Source organism: Sideroxydans sp. (assembly GCF_054604835.1).
On the sequence record NZ_JBTSFG010000001.1, the window covers coordinates 245590 to 271928 of the forward strand.

The following is a 26339-nucleotide window of genomic DNA, read 5'->3' on the forward strand; positions in this document are numbered from 1 at the left end:
TCAGCGTGGCTGAAGAAATGACTTGCAGTGCCATTCTGATGCAGAAAGCCAGGTCTATCAATCAATGGCTTACAAAATCAGCTCAAGGCGGTCGCGGAAATCGACCGCCTTGAGGGTATTCAGTCTTCGAAACGCCTCACCATGATGCGGCGCAGCAGGTTGTCCTTGACGATGAACTGGTGATACAGCGCGGCCGCGACGTGGAAAACGATCAGCAGCATCATCACGGCGATGAACATCTCGTGGAATTCCTTGGCTGCCACTGTTTTGAAATCGGGGATCAGTTCGGCGTTGCCAGTCTTCAATGCTTCGATCACGCCCGAGGTGGCGGCGGTGGTGATGCCGGAGATGACCACGGCGATCACCGACAGGTTGAGCAGCTTGTGGGTGGCGGCGGCGACCTTGTTCAGCAGCGGGTTGGCGTTGGCGGGAGCGGGTTCGCCGTCCTTCTTGCGGAAGTAGAGACGGATCAGGGTGAGCAGCAGAACCAGATCGCCGATCAGGAAATGCACCGGGTACATGGACAGTTTCTCTGCCCCGTTCTGCGATTCATGCAGCTCATGGCCCAGATAGAAAGCGATGCACACCAGTGCGAAGATGATCCAGTGGAACAGTGCGATGCGTTTGCTGTATTGCTTCATTATCGATCCTTGATGTGTGAAAAAGACGGCGAGCATTGTAGCGCAGCAATTCCCCGGAAACTGTCACAGCCCTGTAACGATCAGGGCCTTTGCAGCCAGCGCGACACGCCGTTCCCTGCGGCATGGCCGCTGGCGAAACAAGCTGACAACAGGTAGCCACCGGTGGGTGCTTCCCAGTCCAGCATCTCGCCGGCGACGAACACGCCGGGCAGCTTGCGCAGCATCAGCTTCGCATCTACTTCTTCGAAACACACACCGCCTGCCGTGCTGATTGCTTCGGCCAGCGGGCGCGTCGCGGTGAGGTGCAGCGGCAGTTTTTTGAGGGTCTGCGCCAGCAGTTTCGTATCCTGCATCTGTTCGGCACTCAACACTTCGCGCAGCAGATTGGCCTTCGCGCCTTTCAATCCGAGGCGGCTTTGCAGATGGCTGGAGAGCGAACGCGAGCCGCGCGGATGCGCGACCTCTTTTGCTATGCGCTCCGGTGTCAAGTCCGGCAACAGGTCGAGATGCAGCGTGGCATGGCCGTTTGCTTCGACCTCGTCGCGCAACGCGGCCGACAGCGCGTAGATCAATCCGCCTTCGATGCCGTGCGCATCGATCATGCATTCGCCCTGTTTGCGCATCGCACCGAATTCGGCGACCACTGATTTCAGCGGCTCGCCCGCATGGCGCTCGCGGAAGTGTGGACTCCACGCGACTTCGAAGCCGCAGTTGCTTGGGCGCAGCGGGGCAATGGTGATGCCGCGCTGTGCCAGCTGCGCCGTCCATGCGCCGTCCGAGCCGAGCTGCGGCCAGCTTGCGCCACCCAGTGCCAGCACCACGGCATCGGCCGTTAGGCTGTGTTCGCCGTCCACGGTGGCGAAACGCAGCGCGCCCGCTGCATCCCAGCCCAGCCAACGATGGCGCATGTGGAAGCGCACACCGTGTTCGCGTAGCCGGTGCAACCAGATGCGCAGCAGCGGTGCGGCTTTCATCTCTTTGGGGAACACGCGGCCGGAGGTGCCGACGAAGGTCTCGACACCGAGACCGTGTATCCAGTCGCGCAGCGCCTGCGGCGGAAAGGCTTGCAGCAGCGGTGCGATCTGTTCGCGCCGTGCGCCGTAGCGCGTCAGAAAATCCTCGAACGGTTCGGCATGGGTGATGTTCATGCCGCCTTTGCCTGCCATCAGGAACTTGCGCGCCACGCTGGGCATGGCGTCGTAGACATCGACTTGCAGGCCGCGTTGCGACAGCACTTCGGCGGCCATCAGTCCGGCGGGGCCGGCACCGATGATCGCGACACGCGCCCCATTCATGGCGTCACGCCGCGCCGTGCTGCCATGTTGCGTCCGATGCGCTGCAAAGCGGCATCATCCAGCAAGGTCTGGGCGAGCGGCAGCAGCGTACCGTTCTCGAACACGATGTGGCGCGCATAACAGTCGATGAAACGCGCGGCCACGCCGCTGTCTAGCGTGTCGGAACGGTCTTCCGCGATGGCGAGCAGCAGGGGGCGCAACGCCCGCCATGCATCGTTCATCTGCGTGTGTTCACCCAGCAGACGTTCGATGTGCGCGGCTGCGGACGGGTCGCCGCTGGCCAGCAGCGCGGGGAACAAGTCCTGCTCTTCATCCTGATGGTGATGCTGGCCTGCAGTATCGAAGTAACGCAGGATGGCGCGCGCCGCCTGTCCGGCCTGTTCGTCGTTGCCCTGCATCTGCAAGTGCGCAACCAGTCTCTGCAGGGTGTCGCACTGTGCCGTGATGCGGCCGTGGCAGGCTTGTAGCATCTCCAGCGGATCGTCGAAGCCGGGTGCGGCCGGGGTGTTGAATGGATCGTTCATGGTTCGGACTTTACAGTGTAAGTAGCGGGTCGTGCGTGATCGCGGCGGCCACGATGTAGCCGAACACGAGCAACGCACCCAACCATGCGGTGAGACGCTGCGCAGTCGTGCGCGCGAAGCGGAACGCCATCATGCCTAACGCTATATACACCAGAAGTGCAACGATCTTTGCAGTCAGCCAGGGGGAATTGAACGGCGTGACGCCGAGTTGCCAGGCGAGTGCGATGGCGCTGACGAGCAACACGGTATCCACGCTGTGCGGGGCGACCTTCACCCAGCGCTGCTGCATGATGGGCGAGGCGCGCAACAGCCACACGCCGCGCAGGAAGAACAGCGCGAAACTGACGGCTATCGCGCTGACATGGATGAGTTTGAGCGTGGACATGCTCAGCCTTTGCGGGTCGCGGCCTCGAAACGGGATTGCGCGCGGCGCTGTGCCTCGTTGAACAAGCCGGTCAGGTCATCCGCGCTGATGTCCAGCATGCTGTCTTCCTGCGCCAGTGCCCATTCGATGTCCTGCTGCTCGGGCAGCACGCGTATTGCCGGTGGTGGCTTGATCGGTGCGGCAGGTGCCTGCGGATAGTGACGGCGCGGCAGGGCGTTGTTGATGGTCAACGCCAGCAGCAGCGAGATGAAGGCATTGGCGCCAACGATGGTCAGTGTCCAGCCCGCGCCCATCTGCAGGAACTGCGTTGCGCCCAGCACCAGCGTCAGCGCGGTGGCTGCGCCGGGCGGATGCAGGCAGTCCAGCACATACATCAGGAAGATGGCGCTGCCCACCGCGACACCGGCCGCAGTCAGCGGGTCATGCACGAAGCTGATGGTGACCCAGCCGGCCAGCGCGGAGATCAGGTGGCCGCCAATCAGGTTCCACGGCTGTGCCAGCGGACTATGCGGGACCGCGTACAGCAACACTGCCGACGCGGCCATCGAGCCTAATAGCAACAGGGGAAGATCCGGCTGCGGCAACAGGTGCAGCGCCCAGGCCAGCAGGAAGATGCCCAGTCCGCCGGCGAAGCCGCTACGCAGGCGCTCGGCGAACGGGGCGGGGGAGCGGTGCGGGGCGAACGCTCTTAGCAAGGCGGGGATGTTCATGGTTTCACCTTGATGGGTTTGCTTGGCAGCAGATCGCTCAGGGTGCTTTCGTTGAGCGAGGCCAGGAACGCCTTTTGCGCCTTGCCGAAGGTCTTCTTCAGTTTGCAGCCGGGCAACAGCGGGCAATCCGCTTCGGTCGCGTCAGGCCGCATGCAATACACCAGCGCCATGCTGGGTTCCATAGTCTGCACCACATCGCCGATGCGTATCTTGGCGGCGTCGCGCGCGAGGCGGATGCCGCCATTGCGGCCGCGCTCGCTGGTCACCAGCCCCTGCGCGACCAGCGTCATCGCCACCTTCATCAAATGGGTCTTTGCGATGCCGAAGGCAGTGGACACTTCGGAGATGGTGGCGGGCCCACCCTTCTGACCCAGATAGATCAGGGTGCGCAGCGCGATGTCGGTGGAAAGGTTGAGTTGCATGTCGATTCACTCCTGTTTGGTCGGCGCGATTATAGGCGGGCAGCCGCTATCGGTGACGCCGAATATTAATACATTCATAACGCTTGCATAATTAAAAAAACAGGAATACATTGACGCGCAGTGAATCATTGAATGATACAGGGCGGGTCACTCGATCCGCCGCACAAGGGGGCAACATGATTGAGCCGGCCGGTCTTGCCGATTTCTTCACCATCTTCTTTTCCTCGGCCATGGTCATCCTGCTAGGCGCGCTGTACGCGCTGCTGTTCGCCTACGCGCGCATCCGCGCCATGCCGGTGCTGATGCCGCTGGCCTATCTGGCCTATGCCGGCCTGTCCGTCTCCACGCTGTTCCTGGCGCAAGCCGCCAACCTTCTGTCGCACCCGCTGTGGGCGACGGTGGTGGCGTGCATGCTGCTGGGCTATCTGCTGGCACCGCACGGCATCTGGCATCTGTGTGTGGGGACGCATGCGGCGGGCGCGGAGAAAGATGCAGTAACGGAAGTGATCCCTGAATCAATGACTAAGGAGGCGTAAATGGCGACGAATCAATGGTGGGCGTCGGAATCGTTCTGGCGCAAAACGGCGATATGGGTGACGGGCGGTTCGTTCGTTGTGCTCATGCTGCTGACGATGGATACGATATCGCAGATAAGTGTGGGCACGACGCGTGTGCCGGCGTATTCGGTGATCAATCACCGCATCGAATACAAGTTCGACGAGCAGCGCCGCGTGCAGGTGCCGGTGATCGGCGTCAAGGAACCACTGTTCGGCAAGGAGCTGAACGAAGAGGAGGCCGAGGCGCTGGTCAAACTTGGCAAGCTGACCACGCAGGCCAAGAACTGCATGAACTGCCACACCCTGCTCGGCAACGGCGCCTACTACGCGCCGGATCTGACCAAGGCATGGCTGGACCAGTACTGGGGAACCTCCGAGATCCGCGAGGTGCAGATGGTCGAGTTCATCAAGGACCCTTCCGACAAGCTGCACAACAGCATGGGGCGTCGCATGCCGAAGCTCGGTATCACCGACGAGGAAGCACGCGGTGTGGTGGCCTTCCTGAAATGGATGTCCAGTATCGACACCAACGGCTTCCCCTATAACTTCAAATCCATCGAACAGGAGAATTGATCATGGCTATGCCAGGAATATGCGACAGCGCCAACCTGAACGGTGGGCAAAAACTGGCGGTGAAGTATTTCACCGTCGCAATCACCCTGTTCGGCGCGCAGGTGCTGTTCGGCCTGCTGGCCGGACTGCAATATCTGATGCCGGACTTCCTGTACGGCGTGCTCGACTTCAGCGTCAACCGCATGGTGCATATCAATGCGCTGGTGGTGTGGATGCTGTACGGCTTCCTCGGCTCGGTGTACTGGCTGCTGGAAGAGGAATCCCAGCATGAGGTGGTCGGTCTGAAACTCGGCAACCTGATCTTCTGGGTGCTCACCTCGGCGGTCACCGTGGTGGTGCTGGTCTATCTGCTGGTGCAGGTCGGGCCGGGCAAGGAATCCACCATCTGGCTGATCAACGAGGGCCGCGAATACATCGAGGCGCCGCGCTGGGCGGACATCGGTATCGTGGTCAGCGTGCTGGTGGTGTTCTACAACGTCGCCGCCACCTTCTCCAAAGGTCGCTACACCGGCATCGCTGGTGTGCTGGTGCTGGATATGCTGGCGCTGTTCGGCATCTATCTGGCCGGCATGTTCTACACCACCAATATCTCCATCGACCAATACTGGTGGTGGTGGGTGATCCATCTGTGGGTGGAAGCGACCTGGGAAGTGATGGTCGCCTGCATCATGGCCTACGGTCTGATGAAGGTGCTGGGTGTGCGCCGCAAGATCGTCGAGACCTGGTTGTACATCGAGGTGGCGCTGATGTTCGGCTCCGGCATCCTCGGTCTCGGTCACCATTACTTCTGGATCGGCACGCCGGAATACTGGTTCAGCATCGGCGGTTTCTTCTCCGCGCTGGAACCCATCCCGCTGGTGGCGATGGTGGTGCATGCGGTGTTCGACGCGGGCGCACGCCATGCCAAGAACTCCAACCACCCGACCATGGCCTGGCTGATCGCGCACGCATTCGGCAACTTCTTCGGTGCCGGTGTGTGGGGCTTCATGCACACGCTGCCGCAGATCAATCTTTACACCCATGGTACGCAATGGTCCGCCTCGCACGGTCACCTCGCCTTCTTCGGTGCTTACGCCACCATCATCATCGCCATGTTCTACCTCGCCGTACAGCACTGGCGTGGCGGCGTGTGGATGTCGGGCGATCTGCCGGGTAACGGCTGGAAGTGGAAATGGTCGCTGGGCTTGCTCAATCTGGGCATGGTGGGCATGACCATCTCCATGCTGGTGTCCGGTTATGTGCAGTCGCAGATCGAACGCGCCATCGAAGGTTCCAGCTGGATAGGCTACTTCGCCGCGCAGGCGCATCCGTGGTTCACGCAGGGCATGTGGTGGCGCGAACTGTTCGGTGTGATGTTCGCGGTCGGTTTCGTGTTGCTGGTGTGGGACCTGATGACCATAGGTCGCGGTGAGAAGCGCACGCTGGTGCCGGCTGAGTCGGAAGCATAACTGCCAACACGACGCTCCCGCACCTTGTGAGGGAGCGTCGCGATGGCAACGGATACAGATTCAACTTCAGGAGACGATGATGAGAACGTACACAGGCAAGACACTCGCGGCACTGGCGGTCCTGGCCGCGCTGCCGTTCATGGCACAGGCCGCACCGCGCGTCGCGGCGGAAGATGCCGCGCACCATACCGGCACCTCGCCGGTCGGCTCGGCACTCATGCACAAGAACGCGAACACCTCGGCGCCGCCGATGACCGTGGCCGAGTTCGATCAGGCGCGCCAGCTCTATTTCGAGCGCTGCGCGGGATGCCACGGCGTGTTGCGCAAGGGCGCGACCGGCAAGGCATTGACGCCGGAGACCACGCTGAACCAGGGCACGGAATATCTCAAGGCCTTCATCGGTTACGGTTCGCCCGGCGGCATGCCGAACTTCCTGACCTCGGGTGATTTCAACGAGCAGGAAGTCGACCTGATGGCACGCTATCTGCAGCAGGAGCCGCCCATCCCGCCGGAGTGGGGCATGAAGGAGATGACCGAGAGCTGGAAGCTGGTGGTCAAGCCGCAGGACCGCCCGAAGAAGCAGATGAACAAGATCAACCTGAAGAACGTGTTCTCGGTGACCCTGCGTGATGCGGGCGAGGTTGCGCTCATCGACGGTGACACCAAGAAGATCTGGGGCATCGTCAAGACCGGTTACGCCGTGCATATCTCGCGCGTCTCCGCCTCGGGTCGTTATGTGTATGTGATCGGCCGTGACGGGAAACTGGACCTGATCGACATGTGGTACAAGCAGCCGACCGTGGTTGCAACGCTCAAGGTGGGCATCGAAGCGCGTTCTGTCGAGACATCCAAGTTCAAAGGGTTCGAGGATAAGTATGCCGTCGCCGGCTCCTACTGGCCGCCGCAATACGTGATCACCGAGGGCGACACGCTCAAGCCGCTGAAGATCGTATCCTCGCGCGGTATGACCGTCGACGGCGAATACCACCCGGAGCCGCGCGTCGCGTCCATCGTGGCTACGCCGCACAAGCCGGAGTGGGTGATCAACCTGAAAGAGACCGGCATGATCCAGTTGGTGGATTATTCCGACATCAAGAACCTGAAGACCACCACCATCGAATCGGCAAAGTTCCTGCATGACGGCGGCTGGGATTCGACCAAACGCTATTTCCTGGTGGCGGCCAACGCGTCCAACAAAGTGGCGGTGGTAGATACCAAGCTGGGCAAGCTGGCCGCGCTGGTGGATACCGCACCCAAGCCGCATCCAGGGCGCGGGGCGAACTTCGTGCATGCCAAGTACGGTCCGGTGTGGGCGACCTCGCATCTGGGGTCCGATGTCATCACGCTGATCGGCACCGATCCGGTGAAGCACAAGAAATATGCCTGGAAAGTTGTGCAGGAGCTGAAGAACCACGGTGCCGGTTCGCTGTTCGTGAAGACGCATCCCAAGTCGAAGAACCTGTGGGCGGATGCACCGTTGAATCCGGACAAGGAATTGTCCGAGTCGGTCTCCATCTACGACATCGGCGATCTGAACAAAGCCCCCGAGGTGCTCAATCTGGTCAAGCTTTCCGGTCTGCCGGAGAGCAAGCTGGTGAAGCGGGTGGTGCATGCCGAGTACAACGAGGCAGGGGACGAGGTGTGGTTCTCGCTGTGGGCCGGCAAGGATGAGCAGTCGGCCATCGTGGTGATGGACGACAAGACGCGCAAGGTGAAGACAGTCATCACCGACCCGCGCCTGATCACGCCGACCGGCAAGTTCAATATATGGAACACGCAGGAAGACGTCTACTGAGCCGCCCTTAAACAACCAGAAGGGCGGGGGATCCCCGCCCTTTTTTATGAGACAGACCGCTATGCACATCCCCCGAATACGAATCGCCTTTTGCAGCTTGTTGCCTGTCGTGTGCTGCACACCGGCGCTGGCGCAGGAGACGCAGATACTGCCCGAACTGGTAGTGACGGCGACCCGCAGCACCAGCGCGGCGGAACGCGTGCCGGCGGCAGTGACCGTGGTGGCGGCGGATGACATCGCCGACCGGGATGTGACGCGCCTGGGCGATGCGCTGGAACAGGTGCCCAGCCTGTACCTGCGCGGCGGTGCGCTCGGGCAGTCGCAGGGCACACAGGGCACGAGCAGCATGTCGCTGCGCGGCATCGACCAGTCGAGGACGCTGGTGCTGCTGGACGGGCAGCCGCTGCAGGATGCCGGGTCGGGCAAGGTGAACTGGCGCGTACCGTTCGTCGACGACATCGAACGCATCGAGGTGGTGCCAGGTGCTTACTCGGCCCTGTATGGCAGCAATGCCATCGGCGGTGTGATCAACATCATCAGCAAGCGTCCGGACCGCGAGGAACACAGTGTGCGCATCCGTCAGGGCTGGGGCGATGCGCAGGGCACGGATGCGAGTCTGTATCTGCGCAACAGGCTGGACGAAAAATGGGGCATCGTCGCCGGTCTGGGCTATCAGGAACGCGCCAGTTATGTGAACGAGTTCGTGGTGAAGTCGCCCTCGTGTCCGCCGTCGCCAGCCCCCTGCACACCGGGCATCCCGGTCAGCGGTGCACAGGCGATCACCACGCGCGACGGCACGCCGGCTTATCTGGTGGGTGACCTCGGCAGGACGCCTTGGCGCACCCTGAACGCCACGGCCAAACTGTTCCACGAGCTGGATGCGCGCTCGACGTTATACACCGCCATCAGCCACCAGCAGACCGATCAGCACCAGACGATGTTCAATTCCTACCTGCGCGATGCGGCGGGCGATACAGTCAGTAGCGGCACACTGGATATCAATGGAGAGCGCGTCGCGCTGAGCGCTTATGATTTCACCCTGTTCTCCTTCCAGCCGCTGCACGAGGCCAGCTCGCAGTATCGGCTCGGTTACGACGGCACGCTGGGCGACGATATGCTGCTGAAAGCCGAACTGGCGAGCATGGTGCGCGAATACCGCTATGCCCTGGCCAGCCCGACCGCCACATGGGACAGCGGCAGCGGCACGCTCGCCGACACGCCCAACCATGCGCTGGATGGCAATGTGCAACTCAGCTTCCCGCTGGGGGAACGCCATTTCATGGTGAGCGGTGTGGCGCTGCATCAGGATGCGGTGGACCAGAATCTACTCGCGCTCTCCGCATGGCGCGACCCTTCCTCGGTCACCGCTGTGAACGGCGGTTATCACGGCCGGTCCATCACATGGTCGCTCTTCGCGCAGGACGAGTATGGCGCGACGGACAAGCTCACGCTCTATCTCGGCGGGCGCTGGGATTCATGGCGCACGCGCGGCGACAATTTTAGCAATGGCACGACGCCGGTGAGTAACGTCTACGCGGAACGCACAGTGGACGCCTTCAGTCCCAAGCTGTCGGCTGTCTATCGACCCGACCCGGCGCTGACGCTGCGCACTTCGTATGGCCGTTCTTTCCGCGCGCCCACCCATCAGGATCTGTACACCACCTCCACCAGCCGTGGCCGCACCACCTCCGGCGATCCGGACTTGCAGCCGGAGCAGGGCACGACCTGGGAAGTCGGCGGGGACTGGCGACCACAAGCGGAGAGCAAGCTGAGTGCGACGTTGTATTCGACAGAGTTGCGCGAGCTGATCTATCTGCAGCAGTTGTCCACCACGCAGTCGCTGCGTATCAATGCCGGAAGGGCGCGCGTGAACGGGGTCGAGCTCGCGTTGGAGACACGGCTGGCGAACTGGCTCACCCTGGGCGCGAACTATGCGCGCATCGATACCCGCATGCTGGAGAACACGGCCGACCCGGCCAGCGTCGGCAAACGTCTCACCGATGTGCCAGAGCGCATCGCTGGCCTCATGCTGAAGGCGCAGCAGGGCGCATGGGACGGACGACTGGAAGTGCGGCATGTCAGCCATGTGTACTGGACGGCGCAGAATACGGATGTGGTCGAGGGCGTGCCGGGCAGTTATGACGGGCATACCCTGGTCGATCTCGGTGCCGGTTACGCGCTCACGAAACAACTCCGCGCCAGTCTGGCCATCAACAATCTGTTCGACCGCAAGGCCTATGCCTATTTCCTGTTGCCGCGCCGCACGCTGAGCGCCGAACTTCGCTTTACGTACTGAACCACTGGAAGGTAATCATGTTGAAAAGTTTTATCGCAGCACCTCATCGTGTCATGTTTTTCGGCGGAGCCGTGCAGACCCTGCTCGCCATGTCGTGGTGGCTGTTCGAACTGGGCACCCGTTATCTGTTGCCGCAATACAGCGTGAGCTGGCCGCTGTTCCCGACCGCCGCCCATATCTGGCTGCTGCTGTTCGGCATGTTGCCGTTCTTCTTCTTTGGTTTCTTGATGACCACTTTTCCGCGCTGGATGGCGGGGAACGAGATTCCCGTGCAGCGCTACGTGCCGGCCTTCGTCTTCATGTTCGCTGGCGTGTTGCTGTTCTATGCCGGGCTGTTCTTCGCGCCTGTGTTGCTGATATTGGCGAGCGCATCCATGCTGGTCGGCTGGGGCGGCGGACTGTACGCACTTTGGCGCGTACTGCGCGATACACGGCCCGGCGACAAGCGCCATACCAGCGTGCTGTTCGCTGCATTCAGCATCGGCTGGCTGGCGCTGGCGGTCTTCCTGTATTGGCAAGTGACCGGCAGGCACGAAGCGCTGCAGCTCGCGCTGCGTGCCGGACTGTGGGGTTTCGTGCTGCCGGTGTTCGCCACCGTGGCGCACCGCATGATCCCGTTCTTCACCTCCAGCGCGCTGCAGCAAAAGGAAGTGCCGCGCCCGTTCTGGCCGTGGTGGGCCATATTGGCGATGAGCTTGGGGCACGGCGTGCTGGAATTTTTTAATTTGTCTTCCTGGTTGTGGCTGGCAGACCTGCCGCTGGCGTTCTCTGCCCTCACGTTGAGCTGGCTGTGGGGCTTCCGTCGCAGTTTCAGCAACCCGCTCTTGGCCGTGCTGCATGTGGGATTTTCCTGGCTGGGCATCGCCATGTTGCTGTACGCAGTGCAAAGCCTGTGGCTGTTCACGCACGACGGCACCGGTTTCATCCTCGGGTTGGCACCGCTGCACGCGCTGACCATAGGCTGCTATGCCACGCTGGTGATCGGCATGGGCACGCGCGTCACGCTGGGTCACTCCGGCTTGCCGTTCGCCATCGACACGCCGGTCCAACTGATGTTCGCCGGCATCCAGCTCACCGCGGTGCTGCGCATCGCGGCCGACCTGTTGCCGGCGCAATCAAGCTGGCTCTATCTGGCCGCCACACTGTTGTGGCTGGCCTGCTTCGGCCCGTGGGTGTGGCGCTACCTGCCGGCCTACTGGCGTCCGCGCGCGGACGGGCAACCGGGTTGAGTGATGCAACGGAGTCCCTTGCTGCAGCCGTTGTCGCGTGAACATCACCAGGCGCTGAAGCTGGCGAAACGATGCGCGCGTGCGGCCGCAACGGGCGATGCGGAGCAGATCGCGCAGGCTTGCGAAGCCGCCTTGCAAGTGTTTGCAGCGGAGCTGGAGCCGCATTTCCAGGTCGAGGAGCGCGAGCTGTTGCCAAACTTGCGTACGGATGCGGGTCTGGCACTGGTGCAGCGTACGCAGGCGGACCATCGCGTCTTGCGCGAACTGTGCACAGGCTTGCAACATCGCGAAGGGGCGGCACTGGCCGAATTTTCCAGGTTGTTGCATGCGCATGTGCGTTTCGAGGAGCGCGAACTGTTTCCCTTTATCGAGGCATTACCGGGCTAAAGCAACTTGGCTTCGAGTCCTTGCACCAAGCGCATGCGCGGCGCACTGTAATCGTGCATTTCCCCCACTGTTTTCCTGCTCCCTTCCTCCCGGATTCAACGCCTCATTGCTCTGGCTCACTTATTGCTCGGGTATGGGGCAGGGGGCTTCTTGAAAAAAATTCTGATCATCGATGATGTAAGGGACCGTGCGGCATGGTTGAAAGCCAGTCTTGAATTGGCTGACTTCCATGTTGCCGGGGTGCTGACATGGGAGCAGGTGGACGAGCACGCGATACAGGCGGCCTCGGCCGACGTGATCATCGTGGATGCCGATGCGCCGGGACGGGACACGCTGGAGCAGATCAGCCTGATGTCTACCACGCTGGAGAAACCGGTGGTTGTGCTGGGCGGCCAGAAGGACCAGCAGAGCATCCAGGAGGCGATGCGCGCCGGGGTCAGCGCGTACGTGGCGCACACCATACAGGGCGAGGACTTGAGCGGGATCATCCATGTGGCGGCGGCGCGCTTCCTGGAACACAAGCGGCTGCGCGACGAATTGAAGGAAGCCCGGAACGAATTGGTCGAGCGCAAGACGGTGGATAAGGCCAAGGGCATCCTGATGGCTGACAACGGCTATAGCGAAGCGGATGCCTACAAGCGCATGCGCAGCATGGCGATGAGCAAAGGCAAGCGCATGGCGGAGATCGCTGAGGCGATCATCTTGGCCAAGGAATTGAGTGCCTGACGGGCGGCATGCAGTGTGCAAGCGCACCGTTATGGCATGAGTGGTGCACCAGAATGGGACGGTCGATGCTTCCGCTGCACGAACTCACGAGGGCAGTGAGATCGATATTCCCATAGATAACAATGAGTAATGGCTAGAAGCATTTGCTGGCACGGCTGTTGCTTATAACAAAACATCAACGGATCAACGGCGATTCGAAGGATTTGCAACAAAGGACAAAGGCGTCCCACTGCGTACAGCGCAGTCGGACGCCTTTTATATTTTCGAGCCAAAGGTTTTCTAAAAGGAGATTTGAAGATGGACAAGTCAAAACTGGAAACGGTCGTTGCGAGCGCGCAAGCGCCAGAACAGAACAGTCGGAGGGAATTCATGAAACAGACGGGTGCAGTACTGGGTGCGGCGGGGATCATGTCCATGGTCCCCATGGGAACACGGGCTGCGGCCTGGGCGGCGGGCTCGGATGCGCCCGAGTTGAAGGAAGTGAAGGTCGGCTTCATCCCGTTGACCGATTGCGCGTCGGTGGTGATCGCCTCGCTGATGAAGTTCGACGAGAAATACGGCATCAAGATCATCCCCTCCAAAGAGGCATCCTGGGCGGCGGTGCGCGACAAGGTGGTCAACGGCGAATTGCATGCCGCGCACATCCTGTACGGCATGGTGTACGGCGTGCATCTGGGTATCGGCGGCAACCAGAAAGACATGGCCGTGCTGATGACCATAGACAACAACGGCCAGGGCATCTCGCTTGCCAATCAGCTCAAGGACAAGGGCGTCACCGACGGTCCCTCACTGGCGAAGCTGATCAAGGCCCAGCCGCGCGAATATACCTTCGCCCATACTTTCCCGACCGGCACCCACGCCATGTGGCTGTACTACTGGCTGGCGAACTACGGCATCAATCCGATTTCCGAGGTCAAGACCATCACCGTGCCGCCGCCGCAGATGGTGGCCAACGCGCGCGTCGGCAGCATGGACGGTTTCTGCGTGGGCGAGCCGTGGAACGCGCGCGGCATCTACGACAACGTCAGCTTCTCGGTGGCGTCATCGCAGGATGTCTGGCCGGACCATCCGGAAAAGGTGCTGGGCGCCACGGACGAATTCGTGCAGAAATATCCCAACACCGCGCGCGCGCTGGTCATGGCGATGCTGGATGCGGCGAAGTTCATCGATGCCGAATCGAACCGCGCCAAGGTGGCGCAGATCATCTCCGCCAAGTCCTACGTCAATGCGCCGGTCGATGTCATCGAGGGCCGCTTCTTGGGCAACTATGAAGACGGCTTGGGCAAGAAGTGGCACGACCCCAACCACATGAAGTTCTTCAACGACGGCAAGGTGCCGTTCCCCTACCTGTCCGACGGCATGTGGTTCCTCACCCAGCACAAGCGCTGGGGCCTGCTCAAGGATGATCCGGATTATCTGGGCGTTGCCAAACAGATCAACAAGATCGAGCTGTACAAACAGGCCGCGTCGCAGGTCAAGGTGGCCGTGCCAAAGGACGTGATGCGTTCCTCCAAACTGATCGACGGCAAGGTATGGGACGGCAAGGATCCGAAGGGTTATGCGGCCAGCTTCAAGGTGCGTGCATGATGAAGATCAGGAACCTTTTTGCGGAACACTTGTTCCCGCCGGCCATCGGCATCGGCGTGTTCATCTTGGTGTGGAGCCTGATCGCGCAGACCGGCGACAACCTGCCGGGGCCGCTCAAGACCTGGGACTCCGCGGTGATCCTGTTCAGCGATCCGTTCTACCAAAACGGACCGAACGACCAGGGCATAGGCTGGAACGTGCTCGCTTCGCTGGGGCGTGTCGGTATCGGCTTCGGTCTGGCAGCGCTGGTCGGGATACCGCTGGGCTTCCTGATTGGGCGCGTCGACTTCCTCAACAAGATGAGCGCGCCGGTGGTGAGCATGCTGCGGCCGGTGTCGCCGCTGGCGTGGCTGCCAATCGGCCTGCTGGTGTTCAACGCATCGAACCCGGCCGCCATCTGGGTGATCTTCATCTCCAGCATCTGGCCGATGATCATCAACACCGCGATGGGCGTGCGCCAGCTGCCGCAGGATTACCTCAATGTGGCGCGCGTGCTGAACCTGTCCGAATGGAAGGTGTTCGCCAAGATCCTGTTGCCCGCAACGCTGCCCTACATGCTGACCGGCATCCGTCTGGCCATAGGCACAGCGTGGCTGGTGATCGTCGCAGCGGAGATGCTGACCGGCGGCGTGGGCATCGGCTTCTGGGTGTGGGATGAGTGGAACAACCTGAACGTCGAACACATCATCATCGCCATCTTTGTGGTCGGCATCGTCGGCCTGTTGCTGGAAATGATGCTGATCCAGATCGCCAAACGATTCAGTTACTGAGCGGGGATGTCATGAGTAAATACGTGCAAATCGAGAATGTGCAGATGTCGTTCGAGACCAAGCAGGGTACGTTCGTCGCGCTCAGGGACATCGACCTGAAGATCGATCCCGGCGAGTTCATCACGCTGATCGGCCACTCCGGCTGCGGCAAGTCCACCTTGCTCAACCTGATCGCCGGACTGCTGCTGCCCAGCGAGGGCGTGATGCTGTGTGCCAACCGCGAGATCACCGGGCCCGGCCCGGATCGCGGCGTGGTGTTCCAGAACCATTCGCTGCTGCCGTGGCTGACCTGTTTCGATAACGTGCACCTCGCGGTCGAGCGCGTGTTCGGGCAAACAGAGAGCAAGGCGCAACTCGCGCAGCGCACAAACGACGCGCTAGAACTGGTGCACCTGTCGCATGCGGCGCAGAAATTGCCACACGAGATCTCCGGCGGCATGAAGCAGCGCGTCGGCATCGCGCGCGCGCTGTCCATGCAACCCAAAGTGCTGCTGATGGACGAGCCGTTCGGGGCGCTGGATGCGCTGACCCGCGCCCACCTGCAGGACGAACTGATGAAGATCGTGGCCGACACCAAGAGCACCGTGGTGATGGTGACGCACGACGTGGACGAAGCGGTGCTGCTGTCAGACCGCATCGTGATGATGACCAACGGCCCGGCCGCCACCATAGGCGAAATACTGACGGTCGATCTGCCCAAACCGCGCGACCGTCTGGCGTTGGCCAATGATGCGAGATACCACGGCCTGCGCGGCGCGGTGCTGGAGTTCCTGTATCAGAAGCAGGCCAGGAAAGCGGCCTGATGCGATGGGAATGAACATGACCTGCGTCGACATCCTGTACATCGGGCGTCCCAGCGAGTTCCTGCTGACGACCTCGGAACGGCTGGAAGTGCCGGATGCGGCCCCCACGCTGCAGCAGGTGCTGGGCAGCTTGCGGGCGCGCGGCGCGCGCTGGGCCTACGAGCTTGATGCGCGGCATGTGATGTGCACGGTCAACCGGGTCCCCGCTGTCGCGTCGGCACGCCTCGCGGCGGGAGACGAGATCGGCATCTATTCGCGCAAGTCCATCTTCGAGGCGTAGTGCGTCGCAGCGGAACGTTTGAATTGAACGGCAGTACGGCAGGCGAAGGATCGCACCCAACGGCGGGCGCGATCCGGCAGGTAATAACGACAAAGGCGTCGTTTCGGCCCATCCGGACGGGTAGGGATCGGACGACGTTTTTTTATTGAGAGGAGTGCAAGATGGAACAAGAAAAGAAGCGGCTGGTGGTGGTCGGCAACGGCATGGCGGGCATACGCACCATCGAGGAATTGCTCAAAATGTCGGCGGATGAATTCAACATCACCGTGTTCGGTGCCGAGCCGCAGCCCAACTACAACCGCATCCTGCTCTCGCCCGTGCTGTCCGGCGAGATGCCGTTCCAGGACACCGTACTGAACGACTGGAGCTGGTACGAGGAGAACGATATCACCCTGCACACGGGCAAGACGGTGACGAAGATCGACCGCATGCGCTGCACGGTGGAAACGGATGACGGCATCGTTGTGCCCTACGATCGCCTGCTGATCGCCACCGGTTCCAATCCCATCATGCTGCCGGTCCCCGGCATCGATCTGCCCGGCGTGATCGGCTATCGCAGCATCGCCGATGTGGAGCAGATGCTGGCAGCAGCGCAGCCGGGCAAGCGCGCCGTGGTGATCGGCGGTGGCCTGCTCGGGCTGGAAGCGGCGAATGGTCTGTCGCTGCGCGGCATGCAGGTGTCCGTGGTGCATCTGTGCGAATGGCCGATGGAGCGCCAGCTGGACAAGGTCGGCGGCGGGCTACTGAAAGAGGCGCTGGAGAAACGCGGCCTGAAGTTCTATCTGTCGCGCCAGACCGACGCCATTCTCGGCGAGACGGCGGTCACCGGACTGCGTTTCAAGGACGGTGAAGAGATCGCGGCCGACCTAGTCGTGATGTCGGCGGGTATCCGCCCCAACATCGCGCTGGCCAAGTCGGCCGGCATCCATTGCGAGCGCGGCATCATGGTGAGCGACACCATGCAGACCTACGACCCGAAGATCTATGCGGTGGGCGAGTGCGTGCAGCATCGCGGCCAGACCTACGGGCTGGTCGCGCCGCTGTTCGAGCAGGCCAAGGTGGCGGCGAACCATCTCGCGCAATACGGCAGGATGCGCTACGAAGGCTCGTCCGTCTCGACCAAACTCAAGGTGACCGGCATCGACCTGTTCTCCGCCGGCGATTTCAATCCCGCCGCAGGGGATGACGAGCTGTTGCTGCAGGATGCGGCGCGCGGCGTGTATAAGAAACTGGTGCTGCGCGACAACAAGCTGCGCGGTGCGGTGATGTACGGAGACACCGTGGACGGCCCTTGGTATTTCCAGATGATGCGCGACGGTACCGATGTGTCGGAGATGCGGGAACATCTGTTGTTCGGCCAGATGCACATCGGTGATTCCGGTCATGGCGGTACTTCGGCCGTGGCAAACATGCCGGATTCTGCCGAAGTCTGCGGCTGCAACGGCGTGTGCAAGGGCACCATCGTCAACACCATCATCGACAAGAAACTGTTCACGCTGGACGAGGTGCGCGCCCATACCAAGGCGTCCGCATCGTGCGGCTCGTGCACCGGCATGGTGGAGGCGATCCTGGCGAACACACTGGGCGGAGATTATTCCGCCAAGCCGAGTAAGAAGCCGATCTGCGGCTGCACCGAATACGCGCATCAGGATATGCACAAGACGATACGCGAGCGCAGCCTGAAGACCATCCCCGAGGTGATGAAGGCGCTGGAGTGGAAGACGGCGGACGGCTGCCATGTTTGCCGCCCCGCTCTCAACTACTACCTGCTGGCGGCATGGCCGGGCGAATATGTGGATGACAGCCGCTCGCGCTTCATCAACGAGCGCGTGCATGCCAACATCCAGAAAGACGGCACCTACTCGGTGATCCCGCGCATCTGGGGCGGCGTCACTTCGCCGTCCGAGCTGCGTTCCATCGCGGAGATCGCCGAACGCTATGAAGTGCCCACGGTACACATCACCGGCGGACAGCGCATCGGTCTGTACGGCATCACCAAGGAGAACCTGCCGAAGATGTGGGCCGAGCTGGTCGAGGCGGGTTTCGTTTCCGGCCATGCTTACGGCAAATCGCTGCGTACGGTGAAGACCTGCGTCGGTTCGGAGTGGTGCCGCTTTGGCACGCAGGACTCCACCGGCTTGGGCATCAGGGTGGAGCAGATGACCTGGGGGTCGTGGACGCCGCACAAGTTCAAGATCGCGGTGTCCGGCTGCCCGCGCAATTGCGCCGAAGCCACCATCAAGGATTTCGGCGTGGTATGCGTGGACTCCGGTTACGAGATCCATGTAGGCGGCAACGGTGGCGTCAAGGTGCGCGTCACCGATTTCCTGTGCAAGGTCGCAAGCGAAGCCGAGGTGCTGGAATATTGCGGCGCCTTCATGCAGCTGTACCGCGAGGACGCCCATTACCTGGACCGCACCGCACCGTGGATAGAACGCGTCGGCCTGCCTTTCGTCAAGCGCCACATCGTCGATGATGCGCAGGGCCGTGCCGAGTTGTACGCGCGCTTCCTCAAGTCGCAGCAATATTCGCAGGACGACCCGTGGAGAGAGCGCGCCGAAGGCAAAGAAGCGCATGAGTTCACCGCACTCGCCACCATCGTATAAGGAGAACTGGAATGAACTGGATACAAGTCGGCAATCTGGAAGACATCCCGCGTCAGGGTTCGCGGGTGGTCAAGACCGCAACAGGCGAGATCGCGCTGTTCCGCAGCGTGGACGATCAGGTGTTCGCACTCAACAACCGCTGCCCGCACAAAGGCGGGCCGCTGTCGCAAGGCATCGTGCATGGCAAGCGTGTCACCTGCCCGTTGCACAGCTGGGTGATAGATCTGGAGAGTGGCGAGGCCATCTCACCGGACATCGGATGCGCACACCGGCTTGAAGTGCGCGTCGCCCACGGCGAACTGTTTCTCGAAGCCGAGGCGGGAGTATGCAAAGCATGACTGCGCCGCAGGCCATACGCACCACCTGCCCGTATTGCGGCGTGGGTTGCGGCGTGCTGGCCACGGTGGCGGAGAGCGGCGAAGTGAAAGTGTCGGGCGATCCGTTGCATCCAGCCAATTTCGGGCGCTTGTGTTCCAAGGGCGCCGCGCTGGCCGAGACGCTGGGCAGCGCAGGGCGTCTGCTGCATCCCGTTGTGGACGGTGCGCAAGTCACTTGGGAGGCGGCGCTGGATCGCGTTGCTGATGGCTTCAATAAGGTCATCGCCGAGCATGGCCCGGATGCGGTGGCGTTCTATGTCTCGGGGCAACTACTGACCGAGGATTACTACGTCGCCAACAAGCTGATGAAGGGCTGCATCGGCAGCGCGAACATCGACACCAATTCGCGCCTGTGCATGTCCACGGCGGTGGCGGCGCACAAGCGCGCCTTCGGTGCCGATGCGGTGCCGGTGTGTTATGAGGATGTCGAGGCCGCGGATCTGGTGGTTATCGTCGGTTCCAATTATGCGTGGGCGCATCCGGTGCTGTACCAGCGCCTTGCCGCCGCAAAAAAATCCCGCCCGCACATGCGGGTGGTGGTGGTCGATCCACGGCGCACAGCGACCTGTGACATCGCCGACCTGCATCTGGCCATCGCGCCCGGAAGCGATGCCTACCTGTTCAACGGCCTGCTGCATCACCTGCGGCGCGAGGATGCACTCAACCTGACTTACGTCGAGCAACATGTGGCGGGATTCGCCGCCGCGTTCGAGGCGGCGCGTGCCGTCGCTTCGATCCCCGCGGTGGCGCAGGTTTGCGGCGTGGCCGAAACCGATGTTGGTGAATTCTTTCGCTTGTTCGCGCGCACCGAGCGATGCGTGACCATCTTCTCGCAGGGCGTCAACCAATCCTCCAGCGGCGTGGACAAGGCCAACGCGATCATCAACGTGCATCTGGCCACGGGCAGGATCGGGCGTCCCGGCATGGGGCCGTTCTCGGTGACCGGCCAGCCGAATGCGATGGGCGGACGCGAGGTGGGCGGGCTGGCCAATCAACTCGCGGCGCACATGGATTTCTCCGATGCGGCGAGTGTGGAACTGGTGGCGCGTTTTTGGGATGCACCGAACATCGCACATGCCCCCGGTTTGAAAGCGGTAGACATGTTCCGGGCCATCGCGGATGGCAAGATCAAGGCGGTGTGGATCATGGGCACCAATCCGGTGGTGAGCATGCCGGATGCGGATCGTGTGCGCGCCGCTTTGCTGGATTGCGAATTGGTGGTGGTGTCCGATTGCGTGATGCATACCGACACTACGGCCTGTGCCGACATACTGTTGCCGGCTGCAGGCTGGGGCGAGAAGGATGGTGCAGTGACCAATTCCGAACGGCGCATCTCGCGTCAGCGATCCTTTCTGCCGGCGGCAGGGGAAGCGCGACCGGACTGGTGGATCATCACGCAGGTGGCACAGCGCATGGGCTTTGCTGCGGCGTTCGCATACACGAGACCGGCGCAGATTTTCAACGAGCATGCCCGGCTGTCCGGGTTTGAGAACAACGGTGAACGAGCATTCGACATCAGCGCGCTGAGTGACTTGGACGATGACCGCTACGATGCCTTGCAGCCGCTGCAGTGGCCATTCAATGCGCAGTCGCCCGCAGGGACGCAGCGTTTGTTCGCCGACGGAAAGTTCTTCACCCCGAGCGGCAAGGCACGCATGGTCGCAGTCGCGCCGCGCCTGCCTGCCGTCGCGACCGATGCCGACTTTCCGCTGGTGCTGAACACCGGCCGTATCCGCGATCAGTGGCACACCATGACGCGCACCGGCAAAGTGCCACGCCTGAATGCGCATCAGTTCGAACCTTTCGTGCAGGTCCACGCACAGGATGCGGAAGCCTGTCGGCTGCAGGACGGCGGGCTGGCGCGCCTTGGCAGTCGACATGGCTCGATGCTGGCCCGAGTCCAGCTCAGTCAGGACCAGCGGATCGGTTCGGTGTTCGCACCCATGCACTGGAGCGAAACGTATGCAAGATTGTCGCGGGTGGATGCGCTGGTCGCTCCCATCACCGATCCGATCTCCGGACAACCGGAATCCAAACATACGCCGGTGCGGATCGAGCCCTATCTGCCCGCCTGGCAAGGATTCGTGCTGAGCCGCAACAGGCTGGAGCTGTCTGGAACCGGTTATTGCGCCTGTTCGCAGGGTGACGGCTATTGGCGGCATGAACTTGCGGGCGACATGCTGCCGGAAGACTGGCGCGCATGGGCAAGGGCGTCTCAAGCAGGTACCGGCGAATGGATGGAATTTCACGATGCGGCGATGGGGCGTTACCGGGCTGCATGTGTCCAGGATGGACGGCTGGAGAGTGTGTTCTTCATCGCTGCCGATCACAGGTTGCCGGAACGTGAGTGGTTGGGCGGATTGTTTGCCAAGCGTGAACTGTCCACGGCTGAGTTGGCGGGGTTGCTATCTGCGCGTCCTCCCAAAGGCGATGCATCGGAAACCGGACGTATCGTGTGTGCCTGCTTTAGCGTGGGTGAGAAGTCGCTAGTGAACGCTATCCAAACGCGAGGTTTGACCAGTGTCGAAGCAGTCGGAGCGCACCTCAAGGCCGGTACAGGTTGTGGTTCGTGTGTGCCGGAGATACGACGATTGATTCCGAAAGTGACGATCTAGAACCGGTTCTGCATACGGTCTCCAATCATCCGTAATGCCTCTCATGCGCCTCATTGCTTGTTAATTTGGCTGAGATCATAGTTCGCTGTTAAGATAGTAACCAATTACTTAATTGGTGGCAGACATGTCCGGGCAAAAGATCAAACTTCTGGTGGTTGGTGGCGCTGTGCTGGCGCTGTTCTTGTGGGTCATCATGACGCAGGGACCGCTGGCGTCGGTCAAGGTCACGGTCGAGCAGGTGCAGACTGGCGACCTGACGAACAGCGTGTTCGGTGTGGGTACGGTACAGGCGCGGCACCGCCACGATCTGGCACCGACCATGACCGGCAGAGTGAAGAACGTGCGTGTCGATCAGGGCGATACGGTCAAGGCCGGACAGGTGCTGGCCGAGATGGACCCGGTCGATCTGGACGACAAGCAGGCGGGTGCGCGGCGCATGGTCGACAAGTCGCTCAATGCGATCCGTGCGGCGGAAGCGCAACTGAGCGAGGCACAGAGTCGGCTCAAGACCGTGGAGGCCACCATGGTGCGTTATCAGGAGTTGCGCAGCGGCGGATTCATCAGCAAGGAAATGTTCGATGCCAAGTTGCACGAACAGAACGCGGCACAGGCTGCGGCTGTCGCAGCAGTAGCCAATCTGGCCTCTGCCCGCGATGAGAATGCACGGGCTGAAGCAGAGTTGCGTGGCATCGGCAAGGCGCGTGCGCAGATGCAGTTGATCAGCCCGATAGACGGTATCGTCACCTTGCGCCGCATCGAGCCGGGCAGCACCGTGGCCGGTGGGCAGCTCGCGTTGCAGGTGGTCGATACGTCCAAATTGTGGGTCGAGACGCGCATCGCGCAACAACAGGCCGGACAGGTGCATGCCGGTCAGACGGCACAGATCGTGCTGCGTTCCCGCCCGCATGCGCCAGTCGCCGGCCAGGTCGCGCGCGTGGACCGGGTGAGCGACGCGGTGACCGAGGAGCGCATCGTCAACGTCACGCTCGACGTGCCGGATGCCAGCCTCGGCGAATATGCGGAAGTCACCATCGCGCTGCCGGTCATGAAACAGGTGCGCAGCATCCCGAGCGCCGCCGTGAAGTCGGTGAGCGGACAGACCGCCGTGTGGGTCCTGCAGGACGGCGAAGTGCGCTTCAAACCGGTACGGATCGGCCTAGCCACCCTCGATGGCCGCAGCCAGATCCTGGAGGGGCTGGATGACGGTGAGACAGTCATCGTGCACAGTCAGCAATCCCTGCGCGCGGGCCTGCCGGTGAAGGTGGTCGCCGCGCTGGTGCGGGGCTGATCCGTGATCAATCTGGCGAGTCGCGACATCCTGCACGGCTGGGGGAAGTTCGTCTTCACCGGCGTGGGCCTTGGTCTGCTGATCGGCGTGACGCTGACCATGGCCGGCGTCTATCGCGGCATGGTGGACGATGCGCGTGTGCTGATCGAGAACGCGGGTGCCGACCTGTGGGTGGTGCAGCAGGACACGCTGGGGCCTTATGCCGAGCCGTCCAGCGTGCGCGATGATGTGGCGCGCGATCTGCTGGGGCTGCCGGGCATACGCGAGGCCGGCAACGTGACTTACCTGACCATGCAGATGAACCATGCCGGCAAGGATATCCGTGTGATGGTGGTCGGTTTTGAAACCGGCAAGCCGGGCGCGCCGGGCTATCTGGTGGCGGGCCGTCCGGTCACCCGCTCGCATTACGAGGCGGTGGCGGACATCAAGAGCGGTCTGGCGCTGGGCGACCGGGTCAACATCCGCCGCCACGAATACACGGTGGTCGGCCTGACGCAGCGCATGGTCTCGTCCAGCGGTGACCCGATGATCTTCATCCCGCTGAAGGATGCGCAGGAAGCGCAGTTCCTGAAAGACAACGATGCGCTGGTCAACGAGCGTGCGCGCACCGCCGCCAATCCCGCCTTCAATCGTCCCGGCGTGTTGGAGGCGGTGCAGACCAGCCAGACATCCAGCCATCTGGTGAACGCGGTGCTGGTGCGCACCGCACCGGGCGAGGAAGCGGCGGTGGCCGCGCAGATCGAACGCTGGAAACATCTGCAGGCCTATACCAAGCCGCAGATGGACGAGATCCTGGTGGCGCGTCTGATCGCCACCTCGTCCAAACAGATATTCATGTTCCTGGTGATCCTCGCCGTGGTCAGTGCGGCCATCGTCGCCTTCATCATCTACACCATGACGCTGAACAAGGTGCGTGAGATCGCGGTGCTGAAACTGATCGGCGCGACCAACATCACCATCAGCGGCATGATCCTGCAGCAGGCGCTGGGCCTTGGGCTGATCGGCTTCATGGTGGGCAAGCTGTCTGCCACGCTGTGGGCGCCGCTGTTCCCTAAGTTCGTGCTGCTGCTGCCGGGCGACGCGGTGACCGGTTTCATCCTGGTCATGCTGATGTGTGCCGTCGCCAGTGTCTTCGCCATTCGCGCCGCTTTAAGTATCGATCCGGCTACGGCCATCGGAGGATAGCCATCATGCGCGAACCCGCTATCCATATCGAAAATTTGAAGAAACGCTACGGCGAGGGCGAGACCGCCGTGGACGCGCTCAAGGGTGTGGACATGACCATCTGGCCGGGCGAGGTGGTGGGACTGGTCGGCCCCAGCGGCTCAGGCAAGAGCACGTTGCTCAAATGTCTGGGCGCGGTGATCGAGCCCACCGCCGGGCGCATGACGCTGGGCGGGCAGACCATCTTCGACGGGAAGTGGCTGATCGACGATCTGCGCGAACTGCGTCGCGACCGCATCGGCTTCGTGTTCCAGGCACCGTACCTGATTCCCTTCCTCGATGTTACCGACAACGTCGCCATCCTGCCCATGCTGGCCGGCATGGCGGATGCGGACGCGCGCAAGCGTGCACTGGAACTGCTACAGGCGCTGGACGTGGGCCACCGCGCACGGGCCGCCGTCTCGCATCTGTCGGGCGGCGAGCAGCAGCGCGTCTCCATCGCGCGCGCACTGGCCAACCATCCGCCGGTCATCCTCGCTGACGAGCCGACCGCGCCGCTGGACAGTGAACGCGCGCTGAACGTGGTGCGCATCCTCAACCAGATGGCGGAGCAGTACCAGACTGCGATCATCGTGGTGACGCACGACGAGAAGATCATCCCGACCTTCAAGCGCATCTATCACATCCGTGACGGACGCACCTATGAGGAAGCGGGCGAGGGCAAGCAGGTCTAGGGAGGCAGGATATGAACCAGGAAACAGTGAAGCGAAGACTTAGTTCAGAGGAACGGCAGAGCGAGATCATTCGCGTGTCGATCGAGCTGGCGGCCGAAAAAGGTGTGGATAGTGTTACCACGCAGGACATGGCTAACGCCATGAACCTGACACAGGGTGCGATTTTCCGCCACTTCGCGACCAAGGACGATATCTGGGTCGCGGTCATCGTGTGGGTGCGCGAACGGCTGATGAAGGTGTTGGACAAAGCAGCTGCCGATGCCTTCAACCCCCTTCAGGCTATCGAGCTGATGTTCTTCGCGCACATCGCGTTCATCAGCAAGCATCCGGCCATCCCCCGCCTGCTGTTCTCTGAACTGTTGCACAAGAAGAACAGCAAACTGCGGCAACTCATCGAGGGCATCATCTCCGGCTACGAGGCCAAGGTGGCCGGCTTGCTGGAGCAGGGCAAGGCGCAGTCGCTGGTGCCCGCCGACCTCGACAGCCAGAGTGCGGCCGTACTCTACATCGGCATGATCCAGGGGTTGGTCATGCAGTCGTCCATCTTCGGCGGCAAGCGCGCCTTGCAGCGGGAAGCGGAAAAGATATTCCCGATCTACCTGCACGGCGTACGCGCCCGCAGTTGAACCTGATTTTTTCGCAACTCACCAAGGAGGCAACATGGAAGCAGCAGCACAGCAACGCGGTATCGCAGTCTGGCTCATCGCACTGGTCGCGGTCGGTTTCGGATTCATGACACTCAAGGGCGGCGGCGCGGTGCTGTTCGGCGACGAGGCGGCACGCATCGCCGCCGGCAACTATGTGCCGCTGCTGCTGTGGTTCAACTTCCTGTCCGGCTTCGTCTACATCGCCGCCGGCGTCGGGCTGTGGCTGCAGCAGCGTTGGGCGATGCAGCTGAGTATCGCATTGGCCGCGGCCATCGCGCTCGCTTCCGTGGCGTTCGGTCTGTACATCCTCTCCGGCGGTGCCTACGAGCAGCGCACCGTCATCGCCATGAGCGCGCGTCTGGGCGTGTGGGTCGTGATCGCGGCAGTGGCTTTTCGCCTGTTGCGGCGCGGTTGACCGCTGTCAGGACGGCAGATGAAGGCGGCGGGCGCAGGGGGCGTATAATGCCCCCACTTTTTCGA

At 62.0% G+C, this 26339-nt stretch carries 26 protein-coding genes; 20 read left to right on the plus strand and 6 right to left on the minus strand.

Annotated features, from left to right (window positions below; translation table 11 throughout):
• Positions 1 to 119 precede the first annotated feature (119 nt).
• The 6 genes from ACYCZ5_RS01275 to ACYCZ5_RS01300 all read right to left on the minus strand — a co-directional run bounded on the left by ACYCZ5_RS01275 (position 120) and on the right by ACYCZ5_RS01300 (position 3977).
• On the minus strand, positions 120 to 641 hold the full coding sequence (locus ACYCZ5_RS01275) for a cytochrome b (protein ID WP_461542948.1): 522 nt from the start codon (positions 639 to 641) through the stop codon (positions 120 to 122).
• An 80-nt stretch (positions 642 to 721) separates the two neighbouring features.
• Complete coding sequence (locus ACYCZ5_RS01280; RefSeq protein WP_461542949.1) at positions 722 to 1936, minus strand: TIGR03862 family flavoprotein; 1215 nt, start codon at positions 1934 to 1936, stop codon at positions 722 to 724.
• Positions 1933 to 2460, minus strand: a complete 528-nt coding sequence (locus tag ACYCZ5_RS01285) for a hemerythrin domain-containing protein (RefSeq protein WP_461542950.1) — start codon at positions 2458 to 2460, stop codon at positions 1933 to 1935. Before ACYCZ5_RS01285 ends, ACYCZ5_RS01280 begins: the two co-directional genes overlap by 4 nt.
• Before the next feature lie 10 nt (positions 2461 to 2470).
• A complete protein-coding gene (locus ACYCZ5_RS01290; RefSeq protein WP_461542951.1) occupies positions 2471 to 2845 on the minus strand; it encodes a SirB2 family protein in 375 nt (124 codons plus the stop codon).
• Positions 2846 to 2847: 2 nt separating this feature from the next.
• Entirely contained in the window at positions 2848 to 3555 is a 708-nt protein-coding gene (locus ACYCZ5_RS01295) for an HPP family protein (protein WP_461542952.1), read from the minus strand.
• Entirely contained in the window at positions 3552 to 3977 is a 426-nt protein-coding gene (locus ACYCZ5_RS01300; protein ID WP_461542953.1) for an RrF2 family transcriptional regulator, read from the minus strand. Before ACYCZ5_RS01300 ends, ACYCZ5_RS01295 begins: the two co-directional genes overlap by 4 nt.
• A gap of 176 nt (positions 3978 to 4153) precedes the next feature.
• Here ACYCZ5_RS01300 and ACYCZ5_RS01305 point away from each other — a divergent pair, with 176 nt between their 5' ends.
• The 20 genes from ACYCZ5_RS01305 (at position 4154) to ACYCZ5_RS01400 (ending at position 26274) form a co-directional block, all read left to right on the plus strand.
• Positions 4154 to 4513, plus strand: coding sequence for a hypothetical protein (locus ACYCZ5_RS01305; RefSeq protein WP_461542954.1), 360 nt, complete (start codon positions 4154 to 4156; stop codon positions 4511 to 4513).
• Positions 4514 to 5107 (plus strand): c-type cytochrome, encoded by a 594-nt coding sequence (locus tag ACYCZ5_RS01310; protein ID WP_461542955.1) that lies wholly within the window; start codon positions 4514 to 4516, stop codon positions 5105 to 5107. It begins immediately after the preceding gene.
• Positions 5108 to 5109: 2 nt separating this feature from the next.
• Positions 5110 to 6555, plus strand: coding sequence for a cbb3-type cytochrome c oxidase subunit I (locus ACYCZ5_RS01315; protein ID WP_461542956.1), 1446 nt, complete (start codon positions 5110 to 5112; stop codon positions 6553 to 6555).
• Between the two features lie 79 nt (positions 6556 to 6634).
• Positions 6635 to 8350: a cytochrome D1 domain-containing protein gene (locus ACYCZ5_RS01320; protein WP_461542957.1), complete on the plus strand. Its 1716-nt coding sequence runs from the start codon at positions 6635 to 6637 to the stop codon at positions 8348 to 8350.
• Positions 8351 to 8396: 46 nt separating this feature from the next.
• Positions 8397 to 10646 (plus strand): TonB-dependent receptor, encoded by a 2250-nt coding sequence (locus ACYCZ5_RS01325; protein WP_461542958.1) that lies wholly within the window; start codon positions 8397 to 8399, stop codon positions 10644 to 10646.
• 17 nt (positions 10647 to 10663) lie between these two features.
• Positions 10664 to 11875: an NnrS family protein gene (locus ACYCZ5_RS01330; RefSeq protein WP_461542959.1), complete on the plus strand. Its 1212-nt coding sequence runs from the start codon at positions 10664 to 10666 to the stop codon at positions 11873 to 11875.
• 3 nt (positions 11876 to 11878) lie between these two features.
• The gene (locus ACYCZ5_RS01335; RefSeq protein WP_461542960.1) at positions 11879 to 12262 is read left to right on the plus strand and encodes a hemerythrin domain-containing protein; all 384 of its coding nucleotides are present in this window, start codon (positions 11879 to 11881) and stop codon (positions 12260 to 12262) included.
• A 150-nt stretch (positions 12263 to 12412) separates the two neighbouring features.
• Positions 12413 to 12988: an ANTAR domain-containing response regulator gene (locus ACYCZ5_RS01340; RefSeq protein WP_461542961.1), complete on the plus strand. Its 576-nt coding sequence runs from the start codon at positions 12413 to 12415 to the stop codon at positions 12986 to 12988.
• A 297-nt stretch (positions 12989 to 13285) separates the two neighbouring features.
• Entirely contained in the window at positions 13286 to 14575 is a 1290-nt protein-coding gene (locus ACYCZ5_RS01345) for a CmpA/NrtA family ABC transporter substrate-binding protein (RefSeq protein WP_461542962.1), read from the plus strand.
• Entirely contained in the window at positions 14572 to 15345 is a 774-nt protein-coding gene (gene ntrB / locus ACYCZ5_RS01350) for a nitrate ABC transporter permease (protein WP_461542963.1), read from the plus strand. The genes ACYCZ5_RS01345 and ntrB overlap by 4 nt, the downstream gene beginning before the upstream one ends.
• 11 nt (positions 15346 to 15356) lie before the next feature.
• Positions 15357 to 16148, plus strand: coding sequence for an ABC transporter ATP-binding protein (locus ACYCZ5_RS01355; RefSeq protein ID WP_461542964.1), 792 nt, complete (start codon positions 15357 to 15359; stop codon positions 16146 to 16148).
• 10 nt (positions 16149 to 16158) lie between these two features.
• Positions 16159 to 16428 carry a MoaD/ThiS family protein gene (locus ACYCZ5_RS01360; protein WP_461542965.1) on the plus strand — a complete coding sequence of 90 codons (270 nt, stop codon included), beginning with the start codon at positions 16159 to 16161 and terminating at the stop codon, positions 16426 to 16428.
• A 161-nt stretch (positions 16429 to 16589) separates the two neighbouring features.
• Complete coding sequence (nirB, locus tag ACYCZ5_RS01365; protein WP_461542966.1) at positions 16590 to 19034, plus strand: nitrite reductase large subunit NirB; 2445 nt, start codon at positions 16590 to 16592, stop codon at positions 19032 to 19034.
• An 11-nt stretch (positions 19035 to 19045) separates the two neighbouring features.
• Positions 19046 to 19372: a nitrite reductase small subunit NirD gene (gene nirD, locus ACYCZ5_RS01370; RefSeq protein WP_461542967.1), complete on the plus strand. Its 327-nt coding sequence runs from the start codon at positions 19046 to 19048 to the stop codon at positions 19370 to 19372.
• Positions 19360 to 22026: a molybdopterin-dependent oxidoreductase gene (locus ACYCZ5_RS01375; RefSeq protein ID WP_461542968.1), complete on the plus strand. Its 2667-nt coding sequence runs from the start codon at positions 19360 to 19362 to the stop codon at positions 22024 to 22026. Before nirD ends, ACYCZ5_RS01375 begins: the two co-directional genes overlap by 13 nt.
• A 124-nt stretch (positions 22027 to 22150) precedes the next feature.
• Positions 22151 to 23314: an efflux RND transporter periplasmic adaptor subunit gene (locus tag ACYCZ5_RS01380; RefSeq protein ID WP_461542969.1), complete on the plus strand. Its 1164-nt coding sequence runs from the start codon at positions 22151 to 22153 to the stop codon at positions 23312 to 23314.
• 3 nt (positions 23315 to 23317) lie between these two features.
• Positions 23318 to 24499 (plus strand): ABC transporter permease, encoded by a 1182-nt coding sequence (locus ACYCZ5_RS01385; protein WP_461542970.1) that lies wholly within the window; start codon positions 23318 to 23320, stop codon positions 24497 to 24499.
• 5 nt (positions 24500 to 24504) lie between these two features.
• Entirely contained in the window at positions 24505 to 25212 is a 708-nt protein-coding gene (locus ACYCZ5_RS01390; protein ID WP_461542971.1) for an ABC transporter ATP-binding protein, read from the plus strand.
• An 11-nt stretch (positions 25213 to 25223) separates the two neighbouring features.
• Positions 25224 to 25838: a TetR/AcrR family transcriptional regulator gene (locus ACYCZ5_RS01395; protein WP_461542972.1), complete on the plus strand. Its 615-nt coding sequence runs from the start codon at positions 25224 to 25226 to the stop codon at positions 25836 to 25838.
• 34 nt (positions 25839 to 25872) lie between these two features.
• Positions 25873 to 26274, plus strand: a complete 402-nt coding sequence (locus ACYCZ5_RS01400; protein WP_461542973.1) for a hypothetical protein — start codon at positions 25873 to 25875, stop codon at positions 26272 to 26274.
• The last annotated feature ends 65 nt before the right edge of the window (positions 26275 to 26339 follow it).

What these genes read in the sequence shown, in the direction of transcription:
- ACYCZ5_RS01275 (WP_461542948.1), bottom strand. Translation starts at nt 641, where the DNA reads ATGAAGCAATACAGCAAACGCATCGCACTGTTCCACTGGATCATCTTC.
- ACYCZ5_RS01280 (WP_461542949.1), bottom strand. Translation starts at nt 1,936, where the DNA reads ATGAATGGGGCGCGTGTCGCGATCATCGGTGCCGGCCCCGCCGGACTG.
- ACYCZ5_RS01285 (WP_461542950.1), bottom strand. Translation starts at nt 2,460, where the DNA reads ATGAACGATCCATTCAACACCCCGGCCGCACCCGGCTTCGACGATCCG.
- ACYCZ5_RS01290 (WP_461542951.1), bottom strand. Translation starts at nt 2,845, where the DNA reads ATGTCCACGCTCAAACTCATCCATGTCAGCGCGATAGCCGTCAGTTTC.
- ACYCZ5_RS01295 (WP_461542952.1), bottom strand. Translation starts at nt 3,555, where the DNA reads ATGAACATCCCCGCCTTGCTAAGAGCGTTCGCCCCGCACCGCTCCCCC.
- ACYCZ5_RS01300 (WP_461542953.1), bottom strand. Translation starts at nt 3,977, where the DNA reads ATGCAACTCAACCTTTCCACCGACATCGCGCTGCGCACCCTGATCTAT.
- ACYCZ5_RS01305 (WP_461542954.1), top strand. Translation starts at nt 4,154, where the DNA reads ATGATTGAGCCGGCCGGTCTTGCCGATTTCTTCACCATCTTCTTTTCC.
- ACYCZ5_RS01310 (WP_461542955.1), top strand. Translation starts at nt 4,514, where the DNA reads ATGGCGACGAATCAATGGTGGGCGTCGGAATCGTTCTGGCGCAAAACG.
- ACYCZ5_RS01315 (WP_461542956.1), top strand. Translation starts at nt 5,110, where the DNA reads ATGGCTATGCCAGGAATATGCGACAGCGCCAACCTGAACGGTGGGCAA.
- ACYCZ5_RS01320 (WP_461542957.1), top strand. Translation starts at nt 6,635, where the DNA reads ATGAGAACGTACACAGGCAAGACACTCGCGGCACTGGCGGTCCTGGCC.
- ACYCZ5_RS01325 (WP_461542958.1), top strand. Translation starts at nt 8,397, where the DNA reads ATGAGACAGACCGCTATGCACATCCCCCGAATACGAATCGCCTTTTGC.
- ACYCZ5_RS01330 (WP_461542959.1), top strand. Translation starts at nt 10,664, where the DNA reads ATGTTGAAAAGTTTTATCGCAGCACCTCATCGTGTCATGTTTTTCGGC.
- ACYCZ5_RS01335 (WP_461542960.1), top strand. Translation starts at nt 11,879, where the DNA reads ATGCAACGGAGTCCCTTGCTGCAGCCGTTGTCGCGTGAACATCACCAG.
- ACYCZ5_RS01345 (WP_461542962.1), top strand. Translation starts at nt 13,286, where the DNA reads ATGGACAAGTCAAAACTGGAAACGGTCGTTGCGAGCGCGCAAGCGCCA.
- ntrB (WP_461542963.1), top strand. Translation starts at nt 14,572, where the DNA reads ATGATGAAGATCAGGAACCTTTTTGCGGAACACTTGTTCCCGCCGGCC.
- ACYCZ5_RS01355 (WP_461542964.1), top strand. Translation starts at nt 15,357, where the DNA reads ATGAGTAAATACGTGCAAATCGAGAATGTGCAGATGTCGTTCGAGACC.
- ACYCZ5_RS01360 (WP_461542965.1), top strand. Translation starts at nt 16,159, where the DNA reads ATGAACATGACCTGCGTCGACATCCTGTACATCGGGCGTCCCAGCGAG.
- nirB (WP_461542966.1), top strand. Translation starts at nt 16,590, where the DNA reads ATGGAACAAGAAAAGAAGCGGCTGGTGGTGGTCGGCAACGGCATGGCG.
- nirD (WP_461542967.1), top strand. Translation starts at nt 19,046, where the DNA reads ATGAACTGGATACAAGTCGGCAATCTGGAAGACATCCCGCGTCAGGGT.
- ACYCZ5_RS01375 (WP_461542968.1), top strand. Translation starts at nt 19,360, where the DNA reads ATGCAAAGCATGACTGCGCCGCAGGCCATACGCACCACCTGCCCGTAT.
- ACYCZ5_RS01380 (WP_461542969.1), top strand. Translation starts at nt 22,151, where the DNA reads ATGTCCGGGCAAAAGATCAAACTTCTGGTGGTTGGTGGCGCTGTGCTG.
- ACYCZ5_RS01390 (WP_461542971.1), top strand. Translation starts at nt 24,505, where the DNA reads ATGCGCGAACCCGCTATCCATATCGAAAATTTGAAGAAACGCTACGGC.
- ACYCZ5_RS01395 (WP_461542972.1), top strand. Translation starts at nt 25,224, where the DNA reads ATGAACCAGGAAACAGTGAAGCGAAGACTTAGTTCAGAGGAACGGCAG.
- ACYCZ5_RS01400 (WP_461542973.1), top strand. Translation starts at nt 25,873, where the DNA reads ATGGAAGCAGCAGCACAGCAACGCGGTATCGCAGTCTGGCTCATCGCA.